The organism is Bacillus sp. LBG-1-113, assembly GCF_020708615.1.
Taxonomy (GTDB): Bacteria; Bacillota; Bacilli; order Bacillales; family Bacillaceae; genus Bacillus; species Bacillus mojavensis.
In genome coordinates this window covers 61,873-79,425 of the sequence record NZ_JAJFDG010000005.1, presented here as the reverse complement: position 1 = coordinate 79,425, position 17,553 = coordinate 61,873, and the positions used below count along the sequence as shown (strand labels likewise).

Annotated in this window: 18 protein-coding genes; 6 read left to right on the top strand and 12 right to left on the bottom strand. The window is 42.4% G+C overall.

The genetic code is table 11. From position 1 onward, the window contains the following. Positions 1 to 124 precede the first annotated feature (124 nt). From LJF29_RS13675 to LJF29_RS13655, 5 genes are all read left to right on the top strand, one after another. Positions 125 to 1,018, top strand: coding sequence for a polyprenyl synthetase family protein (locus tag LJF29_RS13675; protein WP_324255119.1), 894 nt, complete (start codon positions 125 to 127; stop codon positions 1,016 to 1,018). 14 nt (positions 1,019 to 1,032) lie between these two features. Continuing rightward, positions 1,033 to 1,209 carry a competence pheromone ComX gene (gene comX / locus LJF29_RS13670; protein ID WP_041906074.1) on the top strand — a complete coding sequence of 59 codons (177 nt, stop codon included), beginning with the start codon at positions 1,033 to 1,035 and terminating at the stop codon, positions 1,207 to 1,209. A 19-nt stretch (positions 1,210 to 1,228) separates the two neighbouring features. Beyond that, on the top strand, positions 1,229 to 3,529 hold the full coding sequence (locus tag LJF29_RS13665; protein ID WP_229149091.1) for a sensor histidine kinase: 2,301 nt from the start codon (positions 1,229 to 1,231) through the stop codon (positions 3,527 to 3,529). 80 nt (positions 3,530 to 3,609) lie between these two features. Then, complete coding sequence (comA, locus tag LJF29_RS13660) at positions 3,610 to 4,254, top strand: two-component system response regulator ComA (RefSeq protein ID WP_010331690.1); 645 nt, start codon at positions 3,610 to 3,612, stop codon at positions 4,252 to 4,254. 16 nt (positions 4,255 to 4,270) lie between these two features. Beyond that, positions 4,271 to 4,651 (top strand): hotdog fold thioesterase, encoded by a 381-nt coding sequence (locus LJF29_RS13655; RefSeq protein ID WP_229149090.1) that lies wholly within the window; start codon positions 4,271 to 4,273, stop codon positions 4,649 to 4,651. A 38-nt stretch (positions 4,652 to 4,689) separates the two neighbouring features. Here LJF29_RS13655 and mnhG read toward each other — a convergent pair whose 3' ends face one another. The 7 genes from mnhG to LJF29_RS13620 are packed head-to-tail and all read right to left on the bottom strand — an operon-like array spanning position 4,690 to position 10,458. Then, complete coding sequence (gene mnhG / locus LJF29_RS13650; RefSeq protein ID WP_010331688.1) at positions 4,690 to 5,064, bottom strand: monovalent cation/H(+) antiporter subunit G; 375 nt, start codon at positions 5,062 to 5,064, stop codon at positions 4,690 to 4,692. Beyond that, a complete protein-coding gene (locus tag LJF29_RS13645) occupies positions 5,048 to 5,332 on the bottom strand; it encodes a Na(+)/H(+) antiporter subunit F1 (protein ID WP_024122677.1) in 285 nt (94 codons plus the stop codon). The genes mnhG and LJF29_RS13645 overlap by 17 nt, the downstream gene beginning before the upstream one ends. Continuing rightward, positions 5,332 to 5,808, bottom strand: coding sequence for a Na+/H+ antiporter subunit E (locus LJF29_RS13640; RefSeq protein WP_229149089.1), 477 nt, complete (start codon positions 5,806 to 5,808; stop codon positions 5,332 to 5,334). Before LJF29_RS13640 ends, LJF29_RS13645 begins: the two co-directional genes overlap by 1 nt. Before the next feature lie 5 nt (positions 5,809 to 5,813). Continuing rightward, positions 5,814 to 7,295 carry a Na+/H+ antiporter subunit D gene (locus LJF29_RS13635; protein WP_229149087.1) on the bottom strand — a complete coding sequence of 494 codons (1,482 nt, stop codon included), beginning with the start codon at positions 7,293 to 7,295 and terminating at the stop codon, positions 5,814 to 5,816. Continuing rightward, positions 7,288 to 7,629, bottom strand: a complete 342-nt coding sequence (locus tag LJF29_RS13630) for a Na(+)/H(+) antiporter subunit C (protein ID WP_010331684.1) — start codon at positions 7,627 to 7,629, stop codon at positions 7,288 to 7,290. Before LJF29_RS13630 ends, LJF29_RS13635 begins: the two co-directional genes overlap by 8 nt. Continuing rightward, a complete protein-coding gene (locus LJF29_RS13625; protein WP_229149086.1) occupies positions 7,629 to 8,060 on the bottom strand; it encodes a Na(+)/H(+) antiporter subunit B in 432 nt (143 codons plus the stop codon). The genes LJF29_RS13630 and LJF29_RS13625 overlap by 1 nt, the downstream gene beginning before the upstream one ends. Continuing rightward, a complete protein-coding gene (locus LJF29_RS13620) occupies positions 8,053 to 10,458 on the bottom strand; it encodes a Na+/H+ antiporter subunit A (protein WP_229149085.1) in 2,406 nt (801 codons plus the stop codon). Before LJF29_RS13620 ends, LJF29_RS13625 begins: the two co-directional genes overlap by 8 nt. 233 nt (positions 10,459 to 10,691) lie before the next feature. Between LJF29_RS13620 and LJF29_RS13615 the strand changes: the two genes are divergently transcribed. Next, positions 10,692 to 10,907, top strand: a complete 216-nt coding sequence (locus LJF29_RS13615; RefSeq protein WP_229149084.1) for a hypothetical protein — start codon at positions 10,692 to 10,694, stop codon at positions 10,905 to 10,907. A 36-nt stretch (positions 10,908 to 10,943) separates the two neighbouring features. Here the strand turns inward: LJF29_RS13615 and maeN are convergent, their stop codons facing one another. The 5 genes from maeN to nupN all read right to left on the bottom strand — a co-directional run bounded on the left by maeN (position 10,944) and on the right by nupN (position 17,186). Continuing rightward, the gene (maeN, locus tag LJF29_RS13610; protein WP_229149082.1) at positions 10,944 to 12,290 is read right to left on the bottom strand and encodes a sodium/malate symporter MaeN; all 1,347 of its coding nucleotides are present in this window, start codon (positions 12,288 to 12,290) and stop codon (positions 10,944 to 10,946) included. A gap of 154 nt (positions 12,291 to 12,444) precedes the next feature. Then, positions 12,445 to 13,404 (bottom strand): ABC transporter permease, encoded by a 960-nt coding sequence (gene nupQ / locus LJF29_RS13605; RefSeq protein WP_229149081.1) that lies wholly within the window; start codon positions 13,402 to 13,404, stop codon positions 12,445 to 12,447. Continuing rightward, on the bottom strand, positions 13,405 to 14,451 hold the full coding sequence (locus LJF29_RS13600; RefSeq protein WP_229149080.1) for an ABC transporter permease: 1,047 nt from the start codon (positions 14,449 to 14,451) through the stop codon (positions 13,405 to 13,407). Continuing rightward, positions 14,444 to 15,976 carry an ABC transporter ATP-binding protein gene (locus tag LJF29_RS13595; RefSeq protein WP_229149079.1) on the bottom strand — a complete coding sequence of 511 codons (1,533 nt, stop codon included), beginning with the start codon at positions 15,974 to 15,976 and terminating at the stop codon, positions 14,444 to 14,446. The genes LJF29_RS13600 and LJF29_RS13595 overlap by 8 nt, the downstream gene beginning before the upstream one ends. Before the next feature lie 130 nt (positions 15,977 to 16,106). Then, positions 16,107 to 17,186: a guanosine ABC transporter substrate-binding protein NupN gene (gene nupN / locus LJF29_RS13590; protein ID WP_229149078.1), complete on the bottom strand. Its 1,080-nt coding sequence runs from the start codon at positions 17,184 to 17,186 to the stop codon at positions 16,107 to 16,109. Positions 17,187 to 17,553: the final 367 nt, after the last annotated feature.

Below are 17,553 nucleotides of genomic sequence, written 5' to 3'. Positions count from 1 at the left end.
CTTGGAAACAAGTCTTTTTTTTCGTTCTTCCCGTACAATAAATGGATAAAGTATTATATGATTGTTAAAAAACGAAAAACCTGCTGTCCTTTAAATGTCCCATTTAGTAAAATGGAATGGGAGGGTGAAGAATATTAGTAAGGAAATGTGTTTAGATGAAATTTCGATTAAAAAAAAGATGAAGGAGATTGTACACGAAAAAATTCGAAATTTGGATTTGAAAAAGTATTTAATCAACTTTATCGATGAGAAAAACCACTTTTCTTTTGGTATCCTGGCTTATAAGCATTACGTAGCATTAAGAGGTAACAGTTATTTGCATATTTTAACGTTGGCTGGAGGAATTGAGCTTTTAATCATAGCCTTCGATATATTTGATGATTTAGAGGATGAGGACAACTTTGAAAAAAAATGGATGGAAATAGATTCTTCTCTCTCTCTAAATGCTGCAACTACCCTTTATACTTTAGGGTTAGAAACCATTTGTTCTATTAGCGATAAGGCTGAATATCAGCGGCTCACTTTAAAATATGCTTTAAATGCTATGCAGGGGCAACATGACGATTTAATAAACTTTCCAGAGACAGAAGAAGAATGCATTCAAATGATGAAACAAAAATCAGGTTCTCTTACAGCTATGTCTGCCGTTTTAGCTGCCATGCTTGCAAATGGAGAGTTTAATCAAACTATTGAGGATTATGCTTATAAAATAGGAATAATAAAGCAATTGGAAAATGACTATTATGGTTTAGTTAATGATCAGCGTAGCGACATAAGAAAGAAAAGAAAGACTTTAATTTATTTATTTTTAAACCGCAAATTTAATGAGGCTTCTGAAAAGATATTAAAGTTAATAAATTCCCAACCAAGTTATCATAGTCTTATAGCTGATCACTCTAAATTTGATGAATTATTATTTGAAGCGGGGCTTAATCAATATGTATCTATGTTGATAAAGTTTTATGAGGAAGAAATCACAGCAAGCATGAATCAATTAAACATAAATATAAAGTTATAAAGAGAGGTATACCTATGAAACAAGATATGATTGATTACTTAATGAAGAATCCTCAAGTTTTAACTAAATTAGAAAATGGAGAGGCAAGCTTAATAGGAATTCCAGATAAACTAATCCCTTCAATTGTAGATATTTTCAATAAAAAAATGACTCTCTCAAAGAAATGCAAGGGAATTTTCTGGGAGCAATAATTCAGAGAGAAGTGGTCTATTGAAAAACTTTAAAAGAAATTTTTCTATAGTGCTAGTATTATTTAGTCTCTTATATTTTGCTTATATTGTTTATTTCACTCAGAATGGTATTTTAGTTGGTACTTATGTTTCTGAAACAGCCAATCATGAGTTAAAAGTTGAAAAAATGACTAAATCCACATATGGAAAATATATGGGATTAAAAGAAGGCGACTTAATACTCGAAGTAAGTGGGAAGAAACCTACAAGCGAAAATATTAAAAGAAATTATTTAGCAAAAGCTGAACATTTAAAAGTTAAAAGGGATAATCATGAAATTCAATTACATAATATGGAGTATATCTCTTTAAATAATTCTTATAGCTTTTTCATTTATATTATCCCTTGTATATTTTTTGCTTTGAGTCTGTTATGTGCTTTTTATATTTATAGGGTCAATCGAGTGAAAAATACGTACTCGGCTTATATTTTGATTAATTTTTTGCTGTTTATATCGATAGCATATTTAAGTGCTGGAGGCGTTACTAGAGGATATGAAATAAATAGATATATTAATCTTTTTACCTTTTTAAATGTACCTGTCTTGTATTTGCATTTTCTATATCAATATTTCAAAGAATTAAGCATCAAATTTTCATCACGTTATAACGTGAACATGTTATACATGCTACCAATCATTAATGTAATAATAGAGTTCACTGAGAAATATCTTCCATCGGGGATTACTACGAATATTAGTAATATAAACTTAGTAACTTTCTTAATAGAGATTACAGTTGTTTATTTTTGTATAATCTATTATGGGATAATTTATAGAAAAAAGGATCATTACTATTTATTGAAGGTATTATTGATTTCGAATACTGTTGCTTTTTTTCCTTTTTCGGTCTTATATATCTTGCCGGAAGTTTTATTTGGGCAATATATTTATTCAGCAATAGTGACTGCGCCGTTCTTAATTATTATCCCATTAGCATTGGTTTATCAATTCGTTGTAAATAAAATTTATGATATTGACTTTATCCTAGGAAGAATTAGATATTATAGTTTCTTGTCTATCATTCCGACAATTGGTATAGTTTGGTTGTCAATTGTATTCGATAGTAAAAGAGCGGATTTTAATGTCATCTTAATTACGTTATGTACGTTCATAATTTTTCTGTCGGTCTTTTATATTAAAGAATTATTAGACTATAAATTTCGGTTAAAACGATTTTCGGAAAAATATAATTATCAAGACAGTATTTTTAAATATACGCAATTAATTAAAGGTGTATCAGCTTTAGATCAAGTATTTAAGAACTTAAAAACAACAATACTAGAAGTTCTACCCGTAAGTAAAGCATACACCTTTGAAGTTGGTACTGATAGAGAAATTATATACTTTGACAAACAGAGTGTTGAACCCAATTGGAAGCTATATAAAACAGAATTTGAAAAGGTCACTAAAGAAATAGGGAAAATTGTTGAGGTTAATCAAGGGTTTTTGATCAAGGTAGGGGAAAAAGGTACAAGTTCTTATGTATTGCTTTGTTTATCTAGTATCAACACACCGAGGTTGACAAGAGATGAAGTTTCATGGCTGAAAACATTATCGTTTTATACTAGTGTATCCATGGAAAACGTTGTGCAAATTGAAGAACTTATGGATCATTTACAAGCTTTAAAAAGGGAAGATGCTAACCCCGTCTGGCTCAAAAAACTCATGTACACGATCGAAGAAAAACAACGCTCTGATCTCGCCCGAGATCTCCACGATTCCGTTCTTCAGGATTTGATTTCATTAAAACGGCAGTGTGAGCTGTTTTTGGCTGATTTTAAGAAGGATGATGATCCATGCCGTGAAGAGGTGCAGGACAAGCTCGTGCAGATGAATGAGCAGATGTCTGATGTGATTTCGATGACGAGGGAGACGTGTCATGAGCTGCGGCCGCAGCTTGTGAAGGCGTTGTCCAAGCTGGTGGCGCAGCAGCAGGAGCGGGTTCCGTTTCATATTCGCTTAAATACCGGCAGATTTACGGCGTCGCTTGATTTGGATTCGCAGCTGAATTTGTACCGGATCATTCAAGAGTTTTTATCGAATGCAGTGAAACACTCTCAGGCGACGGAAGTGCTTATTATGCTGATTAGCATTCAAAACAAAATTGTTCTTCATTATGAGGACGATGGTGTGGGATTTGATCAAGAGAAAACCAACGAACATTCCATGAGTATGGGTCTTTCTGGCATTAAGGAGCGAGTCAGGGCTTTAGATGGACGCCTTCGAATCGAAACAAGTGAAGGAAAGGGCTTTAAGGCCGATATTGAAATGGAATTGTAATGGTTTTATAACGGAAACGACTTGGCATAAGCCAAGTCTTTTTTATAAAATGGAAATGAGTGAGTAAAAGGGAGGAAAACATGAAAAAGATACTAGTGATTGATGACCATCCGGCTGTCATGGAAGGCACCAAGACAATTTTGGAAACGGATTCGAATTTGTCTGTTGATTGTCTCAGTCCTGAACCCAGCGAACAGTTCATACGCCAGCATGATTTCTCATCATATGATCTCATTTTAATGGATTTGAACTTAGGCGGCGATGTCAATGGGATGGAGCTTTCTAAACAGATTTTACAAGAGAATCCTCATTGTAAAATTATCGTATATACCGGTTATGAGGTCGAGGATTATTTTGAGGAAGCGATTCGTGCGGGTCTGCACGGCGCCATCAGCAAAACCGAATCAAAGGAAAAGATCACCCAATACATATATCACGTGCTCAACGGAGAAATTTTAGTCGATTTCGCTTACTTTAAACAGCTGATGACTCAGCAAAAAACAAAGCCGGCCCCTTCCTCTCAAAAAGAACAAGATGTGCTCACACCAAGAGAATGCCTGATTCTTCAAGAAGTTGAAAAAGGTTTTACCAACCAAGAAATTGCAGATGCGCTTCATTTAAGCAAGCGGTCCATTGAATACAGCCTGACGTCGATTTTCAACAAGCTTAATGTCGGTTCCCGGACGGAAGCGGTGTTGATTGCAAAATCAGACGGTGTGCTTTAAATAAGGAGTGTAAACTATGGATATGAAACATACATTGCTTGGCGCGCTGGGAATTGAAATTGTAGAAAGCACAGCGGAACGCTGCGTGGCAGTGATGCCGGTGGATCACCGGACAGTCCAGCCCTTTGGTTATTTGCATGGAGGCGCTTCAGTGGCTCTTGCGGAAACTGCGGCGAGTGTGGGTGCGCAGCATCTAATCGATTCTAGTACACAAGTATGTTTCGGTTTGGAGATCAACGCCAATCATCTGAAATCTGTCAAGGAAGGGACGGTAAAGGCCGTAGCCGAGCCCGTTCATAAAGGCAGAACGACCATTGTGTATCAGATTCACATTTATGACGAGCAAGAAAGGCTGATCTGTATATCCAGATGCACGCTGGCTGTCATCACAAAATAAAAAAACAGCCGGAACTCTGCCTGTCCGGCTGCTCATTTTTATAGGTAAGAATCCTCTTTTCGTTTAATCACAAAGTTTCTGATTCCGTTATAGTCATCCTGTACACTTCTTTCATCCAGCTTGACGCCAGAGTTGTATGCAGCTCGGCAGATCAAGTGTCCCCCGACCGGCGACGTAATAAAGATAAAGAAAATTCCGAGCAGAATTTTTGCCGATATCTCTCCTGTTATAAACCACAAAAAGAAGAAGACACCGAGCAGAATCATATTGACGCCTAACGTTGAGCCTTTAGAAGCAGCGTGAGAGCGTGTGTACATATCGGGAAGGCGAAGCGTCCCAAAGGAAGCCACAAGACAAATTAGCGCCCCCATTAGGATCAATATTGCCACTGCTATTTTAGCGATCACGATCATTTTCGATAATCTCTCCTTTCTCTAAGAATTTAGAAAATGCAATGGTTCCGATAAAAGACAAAATACCCAGCAATAATATGATATCAAGAAAAATACTCGTATTCAGCAGGATGGAGACAAGCGCTGTCATCGCTATCAGATTAATGCCGATTGCATCCAGAGCCACAACGCGGTCAGGAACAGTCGGCCCTTTGATGACGCGAACGACATACAACAGGGTGGACACCGCCATAATGCCGAGCGCGATTTGAAGGATTAACGTAAACATCAGCGGCTCACCTCCTGTATGGCTTTTTCAAATGACTCACGAATATCAAAAATCGCTTTTTCCGCATCCTCAATATCCATCGCGTGAATATAGAGAATGGTCCGGTCATCGGAAATATCCATTACCAATGTTCCCGGTGTTAATGTAATAAGCAGTGAAAGCAGGGTAATTTCCCAATCCGTTGTCAGTTCCGTTTTAAATGCGAATATGCCTGGTTTGATATCCAGTTTTGGCGATAGGACTGTTTTCAGCACACTGACGTTGGCAAGGTATAATTCCCTTATAAAGATCAAAAAAAGTTTGATAATCGAAAACATTTTCCAGAGATAAAACGGATGAACAAGGAAGCGCCGGAAGAAAAAGAGGGAGATCATTCCCAGGATAAAGCCTGTAATGAATCCGGCGGCGCTTCCATCATTGCTCAGGAACATCCAGCAAAAAGCAAGAAACACATTTAATAAAAGTTGAAATGCCATGCGATCTACTCCTTCAAAACAGCTTCAATATATTTTTCCGGATTCAGCAAAGTCTCGGCCGCTTGATCAACGTACGGTGACACCCATTCTGTACCCAATCCGAAGAGAAGAGACAGGAAGAGAAAAATAGCTGCCGGATATAGAAGTCCTTTAGCTGTTCTAAGATTTTGCTTTGGTGTTTCTTTTTCTTCGCCCCAAAACGCATGAATAAAGATCCTCAACACGGAATACAGGACGAGCAGGCTTGAAAGCAGGATCAGCATGGAAATCGTAAATTCACCCTCAGCGAAGCCGCCTTCCGCAATTTTAAATTTGCCTACAAATCCGCTGAGAGGCGGGATGCCGGCAAGAGATATAGCCGAAATGAAGAACATCCATCCAAGAATGGGGTATCGCTTGATCAGCCCGCCCATTCGTTGAAGGCTTGCTGTTCCAGTCAAAGCGATCAGCGTGCCTGCCAGCATAAATAATGCGCCTTTAATCAGCATGTCGTGAATCAGATAGTAAATCGCACCTTGAATGGATGCAGGCGTATGAACTGCAACACCGAACAAAATAACGCCGACAGCGGTAATAATGTTATAGATCACGATTTTCATGACATTCTGATAGGCAAGTGAACCGATGACACCGAAGATGACAGTGAGAGCCGCGAGCCATATCATCAGCTGGTGGGTAAACGCTGTATCGTGAATGAAAATCAGTGTGAACACTCTTGTGATCGCATATAATCCGACCTTTGTCAGCAATGCGCCGAACAATGCGGAGATGGCTGCCGGAGGAGCGTAATAAGAGCCGGGAAGCCAAAAGTAGAGAGGGAAGATTCCGCCCTTCATACCAAACACGATGAGTAACAGGACACCGATTACAGTAATCAGCCCAGTTTGGCCGGATTCGCTGATTCTCACACTTAAATCCGCCATGTTTAAGGTGCCGGTCACAGCGTATAAAAAGCCTACGCCGATGACAAACAATGCTGATGACACGATATTAAACACAATGTATTTAATTGATTCCCGGAGCTGAATTTTTGTGCCGCCTAATACAATCAGCATATAAGAAGCGATCAGCAGAAGCTCGAAAAATACGTACATATTAAATAAATCGCCTGTTAAAAACGCTCCGCTTACCCCGGCCAGCAAAAACTGCACGCCGGAGTAATAAAAGGCGCTTTCCCGTTTTTCACCGATAGAACGGAAGGAATAAAGCACAACCAATAAGCCGATAACTGCCGTTGTGAGAACGAGCAGGCTGGCAAATTGATCTGCAACAAGCACAATTCCGTAGGGGGCTTTCCAGCCGCCCAAATTCAGTGTCTGAATGCCGTTTGTAAAAACGGTCTGTACGAGTAAAGCACTGATCACAATCCCGAGTGCGGATGCAGCAGTGCTGAAGATCCGCATGAGCATGATGTGTTTGTTCATGAAAATCAGCAGAATGGCCGACAACAGCGGGATCAGGATTGGCAATATAACAAAATTATTCATGTTGATCATTTCCCCTCATTTGATCCATATTGTCCGATTTCAATTCCTGATAGGCCCGAAACGCCATAACGAGAATGAAGGATGTAACCCCAAAAGAAATGACAATAGCGGTCAAAATCAGGGCTTGCGGAAGCGGATCGACAAATGACTTGGCATGCTCGCTCAAAATCGGAGCGGCGCCTTTTTTTAATCCACCCATAGTTAAAAGCATTAAATGAACGCCGTGGCTTAAAAGCGCTGTTCCGATAATGACCCGAAGCAGGCTTTTAGACAGCAGCAAATAGGTAGCAGCCATAAATATAATACCGGCCGTAACAGCCATTAAGATTTCCATTATTCTTCCTCTCCAATCGTTTGAATAATGGTCATCGTAATGCCTACGACTACTAGATAAACGCCTAAATCAAAAAGCGTCGCCGTGGCAAGCTCCGTTTTCCCTAAAATCGGCAGATGAAAGTAACCGAATGTGTGGGTTAAGAAGGGCGTCCCGAAGACAAAGGAGCCAACTCCTGTTAAGACAGCGAGCAGAAGACCGGCTCCCGCGACGTAAATGAAATTAACCGGCAAAATGGAACGCACGGTTTTTAAATCATAAGCCAGCAGCAGCAAAACGATGGAAGAGGATGTGATCAGCCCGCCGACAAATCCTCCTCCAGGCGCGTTATGACCTGATAAAAATAAATAGAAAGAGAAAAGCAAAATGATAAAGGATACAAGCTTTGTAACGGTCTGCAAAATAAGGTCATTTGTTTTTTGTTCATTCACCGCTTTTCCCCTCCTCTTTTACTTTTGTTTTAATCATGCTGAAGATGCCGAGAGCGGCAATCGTTAATACCGTAATTTCAAACATTGTATCAAAACCCCTGAAATCAACGAGAATGACATTGACGACATTATCTCCTCCGCCTAGATCATGGCTGTGCTTTGTAAAGTAGGAGGCGATACTGTCTTTTGTCCGCTGGCTTGAGGATGCGATACCGAGCAGGGTGACAATCATGCCGACTCCTAAAGCGATGATAAAGTTTGTCATTCGGAACGTTCTCGTTTTCTTTTTCAGCCGCAGTTTCGGCAAATGATAGAAACAAAGCAGAAACAGGGCGACGGAAATCGTCTCAATGACCAGCTGGGTCAAAGCCAAATCGGGCGCTCTGAAAATAACAAAAAACAATGCAAGTGTATAACCGACAACACCAAGTGAAATAATCGCCGTCAGTCTGGATCTGGCAAATACAGTCGCCGCTGTCGCGCTGATCATCACAAGTGTCAGAATCATTTCGAATATGCCGATTTTCGCCATCCCCTCAGTTGTAAAGGAAAATCCGCCTTTCAAAACGAGAGCCCCGCTCATCAGAATGATAAATCCAGCGAAGATATACAGAAGATAATCCCGTAAAAATCCGGTCATATATTGTTTTGTCACTCGATAAGAGCCTTTTTCCATGATGGTCAGGAGCTTCTCATATAACCGATTGAGCGTGAGTTTCGATGGAAACAGCTTATAGATCGCTTTCCACCTATTCATCGTCAAGTATCCGATCGTACCGACAACGATGATGCCCAGTGTCATCAGGACTTCGGCTGTAAACCCATGCCACTGCGAAATATGAACATGAAACTTCTCATGGCTGTCCAGCAGTGTCGGATAGATCGAATTCATCGCAGGCTCTATCAAGCTGTAGGACAATATATTCGGGAAAAAGAAGAGACTGACAGCGAGCGCAACAAGAATGACAGGTGATATGAGCATTCCAATCGGCGCTTCATGAGCCTGTTTTTCGAGTTTTTCAGGCTGGTAATTGCCTTTAAATGTTTTAAACAGCAGTTTCATGCTGTAGATAAATGTAAACACACTTCCTGCCCAAGCGAGGACAGGGAACAGCGCTCCCCACGTCTGGACGTTGAACAAATCGACATGTGTCACACGAAGCATGCTGGTGAAGAACATTTCTTTACTCAAAAATCCGTTAAACGGCGGGAGACCAGCCATTGAAAATGTGCCAATCAAGGAAATCGTAAACGTAATCGGCATAATCGCCATCAGTCCGCCGAGCTTTCTGACATCCCGCGTGCCTGTTTCATGATCAATGATGCCGACTGCCATAAACAAGCTTCCTTTAAAGGTAGCATGATTGATGAGATGGAAAATGGCAGCCATGGCGGCCACTGTGTAATACTCTGTATGGCCGTAATGCAGGGCTGCAGCGCTGACACCAAGCATCGAGATGATCATGCCGAGCTGGCTGACCGTTGAAAACGCCAAAATGGATTTTAAGTCGGTTTGTTTGACGGCATGGAATGAACCCCAAACCATGGTAAAAATCCCGACGAGAGAAACAATCCAAAACCACTGAGCTGAAAAGGCGAAAATCGGACTGAATCGTGCAATCACATAAATTCCCGCTTTGACCATCGTGGCTGAATGGAGATACGCGCTGACAGGCGTCGGCGCTTCCATGGCATCAGGCAGCCAAATGTAAAAAGGAAACTGGGCGGACTTTGTAAATGCGCCTAGTAAAATCAAAATCATCGCCGGAATAAATAAATCATGGCCGGCAATCAACTGAACCTGATTGATCATTTCTCTGATACTGAATGAATCTGTGATCAGATAAAGGAGTATGAATCCTCCCAGCATACACAGTCCGCCGCTTACCGTAATCAAGAGCGATTTTGCGGCGCCGTAGCGAGATTTTTCACGCTTGTACCAATATCCAATCAGCAAAAAGGACGAAAGGCTGGTAAGCTCCCAAAACATGTAGAGAACCATGACGTTGTCAACAAGAACAACACCGAGCATGGCGCCCATGAACATTAATAAATAGACATAAAAAGGCCCAAGCTGTTCTTTTTCTTTCGATAAATAAAAGATACTGTAAAGAGTGACCAACGAGCCGATCCCTGTTATCAATAAGGCGAATAGCAGTCCGAGACCGTCTACATAAACGGTAAAGTTAATGCCTAATGAAGGAATCCACTCCAATACCGATCGTAATGTTTCTCCCGATTGAGTCATTCTGATCATTGGAAGAAAGTATATAAACAGCAAGACGGGCAGGATTAGAACAAACCAGCCCGTATGCACTCTTTTTGCGTATTTTGCCAGAAAGGGAATGATAAAAGCAAATACAAAAGGCGATAAAATAGCAAAATGTAAGAGCTGCAATGACAAGACCTCCTTTTCTCTAGTTGAAACCTGTTCTATGTATAAATAATTAGAATATACGGTCAAACGACCCAGTCCAAATTATATCGCACTTTTTTGGAAGCCGCCATGCTTCAACCTTCCGCGATTGAATTTTACGAGTTCTTTTGACCTTAAAATAAGTTTAACAAAAATCAGATCATTTGTATATTTAAAATCGCTCCTGATCAAGCTGTATGTAAGGAGCTGATCATGTGAAGAGAAAGGTCCTTATGTGCTCAGGTTTATTCTGCTCGATATTTGCAGGGGCATTCATGCTGAATCAGTATGACGGCCGTGCCCGTGTGGCAGACAATGAGGATTGGGAACTGTATTTATTGGAGCACCACCTGTCAACTAACATGAGTGAGGCGGAATCTAAGGATAGGCCGTTTGGGTCCAGGGAGTATATGCGGATTGTGAACAAATAAAAAAGAGTTCCGTCTAAAACGGAACTCTTTTTCTGATTATGAAGTGAAAAAGCGAAGTAAAATCGTCGCGCAAATGACAGTTCCTGCTCCGCCGAGGCGGGTAGAAATTTGGGCGAATGGCATAAGGCCCATTCTTCCTGAAGCGGACAAAATGGCGACATCTCCCGTTCCGCCGAGACCGCTGTGACAGCAGGTCACGATTGCGGATTCAACAGGGTACATGTTCATCAGTTTGCCTACAAAATATCCGGAAGAAATCATGGCAACGACAACTGAAATACAAATGATGACAAACGGTATAGAAATCACAGATGCCACGTCATCTAAAGGGATAAAGAGAATCCCGAGGCCTACCATAAGCGGCCATGTAAAGCTTGATGAAATAAACTTATAAAGCTGATATGCGCCATCCTCCATTTTTTTCGGAAGGATATTTGCATATTTGATTGCGGCTGCTGAAATAATCATTAAAATAGCGCCTGGGATGAAGATAAATTTCTCCAGTAAACCGCCGAAAATAAAGAACGTACAGGCGAGCAGAACTCCGGCTCCCATCAGTTTAAAGTCAATTTTAGCTTCAGCCTCTTTTTGATTGAAAATATCGTTTGCTTTCTTAGATTTAACGAGACGCCCATTGCCGTTTAGATCAGGACGTTTTTCGCCCAGTTTTTTCATTAAAGCGGCACAGATAATAGCGAAAACGTTTCCAATGATAGCGGCAGGAACCAGCTGCGACACATACACATCAGCGGAAGACCCCAATATTTGCGAATAAGCAATCGAGAGAGGCAAAATTCCTTCACCTATTCCCCCGGCAATAATCGGCACAACAACAAAGAAAAAGGAATCATAGGCACTGTAGCCGAAGATGAATCCGACGAGCACGCCAGCCGCAACCGCCGCAATTGTGCCCGCTACTAAAGGAACGAACATTCTGATGAATCCCTGTATTAAAACAGTTCTGTTCATTCCAAGAATGCTTCCTACAACAAGACAAGCGATATAGAAATAAAGAAAGTTAGATGTTTTCATTAAATTGGTAACAGCATCTAATGATGATGGATTCAACACATTATAAAAAACTAAAAAAGATGGCACAAACAAAGATAGAATAGCAGGACCGCCAATATCCTTCAAAATCGGGATCCGCTGGCCGATATCGCCAAGAAAGACACCTAAAATCATAATGATGGCAAACCCGCCCAGCATGTTTGCGGGCAGCTCGTTGTAATAAGCCGAAAGAATAATAATGACAGCTAATGCTGTATATAATGGGAGAGGAATCACGCCGATTTCCCAGGTCCATATTTTTTTAAACAGGCTTTTCTCCTGTGTGTCTTTGTGCTCAGGTAAAACTTCCTCTGTTTTGTGAATTGCTCCCATTGTCGTACACCCCCATGTATTGTTTGTTACAGTCTACAAGAAAGCGCTAACAAAGGATATTTTTTTAAGTTAAATAATTAATAAACAACTAAATTAAGAGGGTATTTTGGATCAGAAAAAAATCCCTGAGAAGCCGCTTCCCAGGGAGATGTGCTTACCGTTTTCCTTTGATGTAAGGCACACCGTTTGCTTTTGGTGCATCTGCGCGTCCGATAAAGCCGGTTAAGGCCAGAATGGTTAATACGTAAGGGGCAATCAGCATATATACATTCGGTATGTCCTTAAAAAGAGGGAGCAGAGAGCCGATGATGCTTAAGCTTTGGGCGAATCCGAAAAACAGGGCGGCGCCGAGTGCGCCGATCGGATGCCATTTCCCGAATACAAGGGCCGCGAGTGCGATAAACCCTTGCCCGGAAATGGTAGAATGCGTAAAGTCGAGCGCAATGGTTGACGCATATACGCCGCCCCCGAGTCCGCCGAACAATCCGCTGATCATCACGCCGATATAGCGCATTTTGTAGACATTGATCCCCATAGTATCGGCCGCCATCGGATGTTCTCCGACGGAACGAATACGGAGGCCGAACGGCGTTTTAAACAAGATAAACCACGAAATAAAGGCCAGGACAATTGCGAGAATAGACGTATAATAGACATCTGAAAAGAAGATTTTTCCCAATACAGGGATGTCGCTCAAGCCGGGAATACTCGTTTTATAAAAAGGCTCGGGAATTTTGTCTGTTTGCGCTTTTCCGTAAATCAGCTTTACGATAAATAAAGTAGCCCCAAGCGCCAGCATATTAATGGCGACGCCGCTGACTGTCTGATCTGCGCGAAACGATATCGCCGCTGCCGCGTGAATCAGTGAAAACAGCGCGCCGGCTGCCATGGCGGCAACGAGTGAGAGCCATGGCGCCGCGGCTCCCAATTCAGGGCCTAAAAATAAATTGGATAAAACACTGGTGAATGCTCCGATAATCATGAGGCCTTCGAGACCGATATTGACAACGCCTGATCTCTCGGAAAATACGCCGCCGAGAGCAGTTAAAATAAGCGGGGCTGCGTATACGAGTGTGGCCGGGACAATGATTGATAAAATCTGCAGAACGTCCACTTAGTTCGCCCCCTTTTTCTTCAACTTATCCGCGACAAAACGAATGGCATAGCTTGAAGCAACAAACAGAATGATAATGGCAATCACAATATCGACAACCTCAGAAGGTACGCCTGATTCAATTGGCATATTTAACGCTCCGATTTTGAGGCCGCCAAGCAAAGCTGCCGCAAGCACAACACCGGCTGCAGTGTTCCCGCCCAGGAGAGCGACGGCAATACCGTCAAAGCCGACGCCGGTAAATGCGCCTTTGACAGCTGCGTATTCAAATGTTCCCAGACCTTCCATGGCACCTGCAAGGCCTGCAAAAGCTCCTGAAATGAGCATGGAGGTCATAATATTCTTCCGCACGCTCATACCGGCGTACTGGGACGCGTGCTGATTGAATCCGACTGCCCGAAGCTCAAAGCCTTTCGTTGTTTTGTTAATCATAAACCACATAACAACAGCTGCGAGAAGGGCGATGACGATCCCCCAGTGAAGCCTTGAATAGTCCGTAATCTGCTCAAGAAACGGCGAGCGAAGTGAGGCGGATTCGTGAATTTTTTCCGTCTTATCCTGATTGACTGTCATGACTTTTGAAATCAAATAATTGGTCATATGCAGTGCGATATAATTCATCATAATAGTGACAATGACCTCGTGAACATAGAACCGTGCTTTTAAAAAGCCGGGAATAAATCCCCATAAACCGCCTGCTGCAGCCGCTGTGAGCAGTGCAAGCGGCATATGAATATAAGCAGGTCCGTCAAACGCCGTTCCGACCCAAACGGCAGCTGTCCAGCCCACTAGCAGCTGTCCCTCTACCCCGATATTGAAAAGTCCGGTTCGGAATGCGAAAGCAACAGCTAATCCGGATAAAATATAAGGTGTAATCTGCCGGACGGTTTCCCCGATGTAATAGGTTTCTCCAAATATCCCATTCCATAAAGCGGAATAGCCGCTGGTCACACTGTATCCGCTCGCAAGCATAATAAGTGCGCCGGCCAGCAAGCCGAGCATGATCGCAATGAGCGGCACGAGTAAATGAGAGAGTCGTTTAACCATTTGTTTTCCCCGCTTCCCTTTGCGTGCTTCCCGCCATCAAGAGGCCGAGCTCTTGTTCAGTGGTATCCAGCGGATTAACGCTGGATATAATGCTGCCTTCAAAAATGACGGCGATTCTGTCACTGAGATTCATGATTTCATCAAGCTCAAACGATAAAAGAAGAACGGCTTTTCCGGCATCACGCTGTTCAATGAGTTTTTTATGGACAAATTCAATCGCTCCAACATCAAGGCCGCGAGTCGGCTGGGCTGCGATTAACAAGTCAGGATTTCGGTCAATTTCCCTTCCGATAATTGCTTTTTGCTGGTTTCCGCCTGACAATGCCCGCGCGTGAGTATATTCATCGGGGGTTCTGACATCGTACTCGCTGATCACGCTGCGGGCTTTCTTATACATTTCGCCTTTATGTAAAACACCGAATGCTGAATAAGGCTTTTTGTAATAGCTTTGGAGCAAGATATTTTCACCGATTGGAAAATCCAGGACGAGACCGTGTTTGTGGCGGTCCTGCGGAATATGCCCGATTCCGGACTCCGTTACGTTTCTCGGCGTCAAGTTTTGTATCTGTTTTCCGTTTAGGGAAATGGTTCCAGACTCCGTTTTTCGGAGTCCTGTAATCGCTTCAATCAGCTCTGACTGTCCGTTTCCGTCAACGCCAGCTATGCCGACAATTTCTCCGGCATTGACAGAGAGCGACAAATCCTTTACAGCTTCTACTCCGCGAGTATCTTTTACGGTAATTCTGTCAATCGCCAGCACTGCAGATCCCGGCTGAGCCGCTTTTTTTTCTGTTTTGAACAATACCTCGCGGCCGACCATCAGACTGGCGAGCTCGTCTTGATGTGTATCCCGGACATCCAGTGTTTTGATGCCTTTTCCTTTGCGGATAATGGTAACGCGGTCACAAACCTCCATGATTTCTTTCAGTTTATGGGTGATTAAGATAATTGATTTTCCCTCATTGACGAGGTTCTTCATGATTTGAATGAGCTCTTTGATTTCATGAGGCGTCAACACAGCTGTCGGTTCATCAAAAATCAGGATGTCAGCCCCGCGGTAGAGGGTTTTTAATATTTCTGCACGCTGCTGCATGCCGACGGATATGTCTGCTACCTTTGCCTCGGGATTAATTTGAAGTCCGTATCGGTCGGAAATGTCCTGAACCTCTCGGACAGCCCGTTTTCGGTCAATCCGCCCGAGCTTTTTCGGCTCCTTCCCGAGAATAATATTTTCAGCAACTGTAAATGTATCGACAAGCATAAAATGCTGATGCACCATGCCGATTCCGAGATCATTCGCTTTGTTCGGGCTGTTGATGTGCACCTTCTCACCGCGGACCCGAATTTCTCCCTTTTCTGGTTGATACAGCCCGAACAGGACGTTCATCAAAGTTGATTTGCCCGCTCCGTTTTCACCGAGCAGCGCGTGGATTTCGCCTTTTTTGACCTGAAGATTAATGTTGTCATTTGCGACGATACCGGGAAACTCCTTGCGTATATTGAGCATTTCAATGACATATTCCACAGAATTGACCGCTCCTTTTTTTCATGCTTTTAAATTAGAGACTGGCAATAGAAAAGCCGCAAGGAAATGTGCAGCTTTGCTCTGAAAGAAAAACAAGGGATAAGGGCTCTTCTCCTTATCCCCGCGATTCTTATTCAGCTTTGAAATTTTTCAGCTCTTTCTCTGTTCCCGGCACTTCTAGTCCGCCGATAATTTTTTTCTTCCAATCATCAACCGCTTTGATTACATCATCCGATAGGTTTTGTTTAGAGGAAGAAATGCCGACTCCGTCTTGATCAAGCCCGTATGTAAGCGTTTCTCCGCCGGGGAATTTGCCTTCGCTTGCTTTCTTCGTTAAATCTTCAACTGCTGTATCAACCTTTTTGACCATGGAAGTAAGGGTGACGTTATCGTCTGTTCCTTCTACTTGGCCTTCTGCGTATTGATCTTTATCGACTCCGATCACCCAAACATCACGCTTCGGGTCTTCTTTTTTCAGGTTCTTGGCTTCTGTAAAGACACCTGTGCCGGTGGCGCCTGCGGAGTGGTAAATCACATCAACGCCTGACTTATACATGCTCTCGGCGGTTGCTTTTCCAACGTCCGCTTTATCGAATCCGCCCGCATACTTCACCTGGACAGTTGCGTCAGGTTTTACGGCCTGAACCCCTGCACGGAAGCCGACTTCGAATTTTTTGATTAACTCGGATTCCATGCCGCCCACAAATCCGATTTTTCCTGATTTGCTTGTTAAGGCTGCGGCCACTCCGACAAGAAATGAGCCTTCCTGCTCTTTAAACGTAATGCTTGCGACGTTGTCTTTATCGACGACTGCGTCAATAATCGCAAAGTTTGTATTTTTGCGCTGATCAGCGATTTCACTGATTGAATCTTCCATCAAGTAGCCGACGCCATAGATCAAGTCGAAATGCTCACGCGCTAATTTATTTAAGTTTGTTGTATAATCTGCATCTGATTTAGATTGCAGGTAGTCGTATCCGTTTTTTCCTTTTTCCAGACCATTATCTTTACCGAAGGCTTGGATGCCTTCCCATGCTGATTGGTTAAAAGATTTGTCATCCACCCCGCCAATGTCGGTGACCATCGCCACACTGAATTTGTTTTTGCCTTCACTGTTACCGCTGCTTTTTTCGCTGTTTCCGCACGCTCCTAAAATGGTGCCCGCTGCGATGACAAGTGACATCGCCAATCCGATTTTGCGTTTCTTCAAGATATAACCCCCCAGAAAAATTTGGCCTGAGCTGATCCGGTCAGTCATGGGATGGATGCCTCAATCAATTCTTAGAATCGATAAAATTTTCAGATAATAACAATTAGAATGAGCTGAGACAGTTCTGATCTTCCCTTAGTAAGTGTGATGTGGGTGTGTCCTTCGAAAGGCGGGGAAGAGAAGGATGCGGAAGGTGTTCCGGGCGGAAAACCGTGACATCTCTTTCTGAAGTGTGACTTATGACTTAGTCTAGGGATCAACTAACCAATCATAATTTATCATTTTACTTACAAGAAATAAATAGAATTACGCATAATTTTTTAAAAAATATGTATTTTTAGAATTGTATTTCAAATATGCCGAAAAG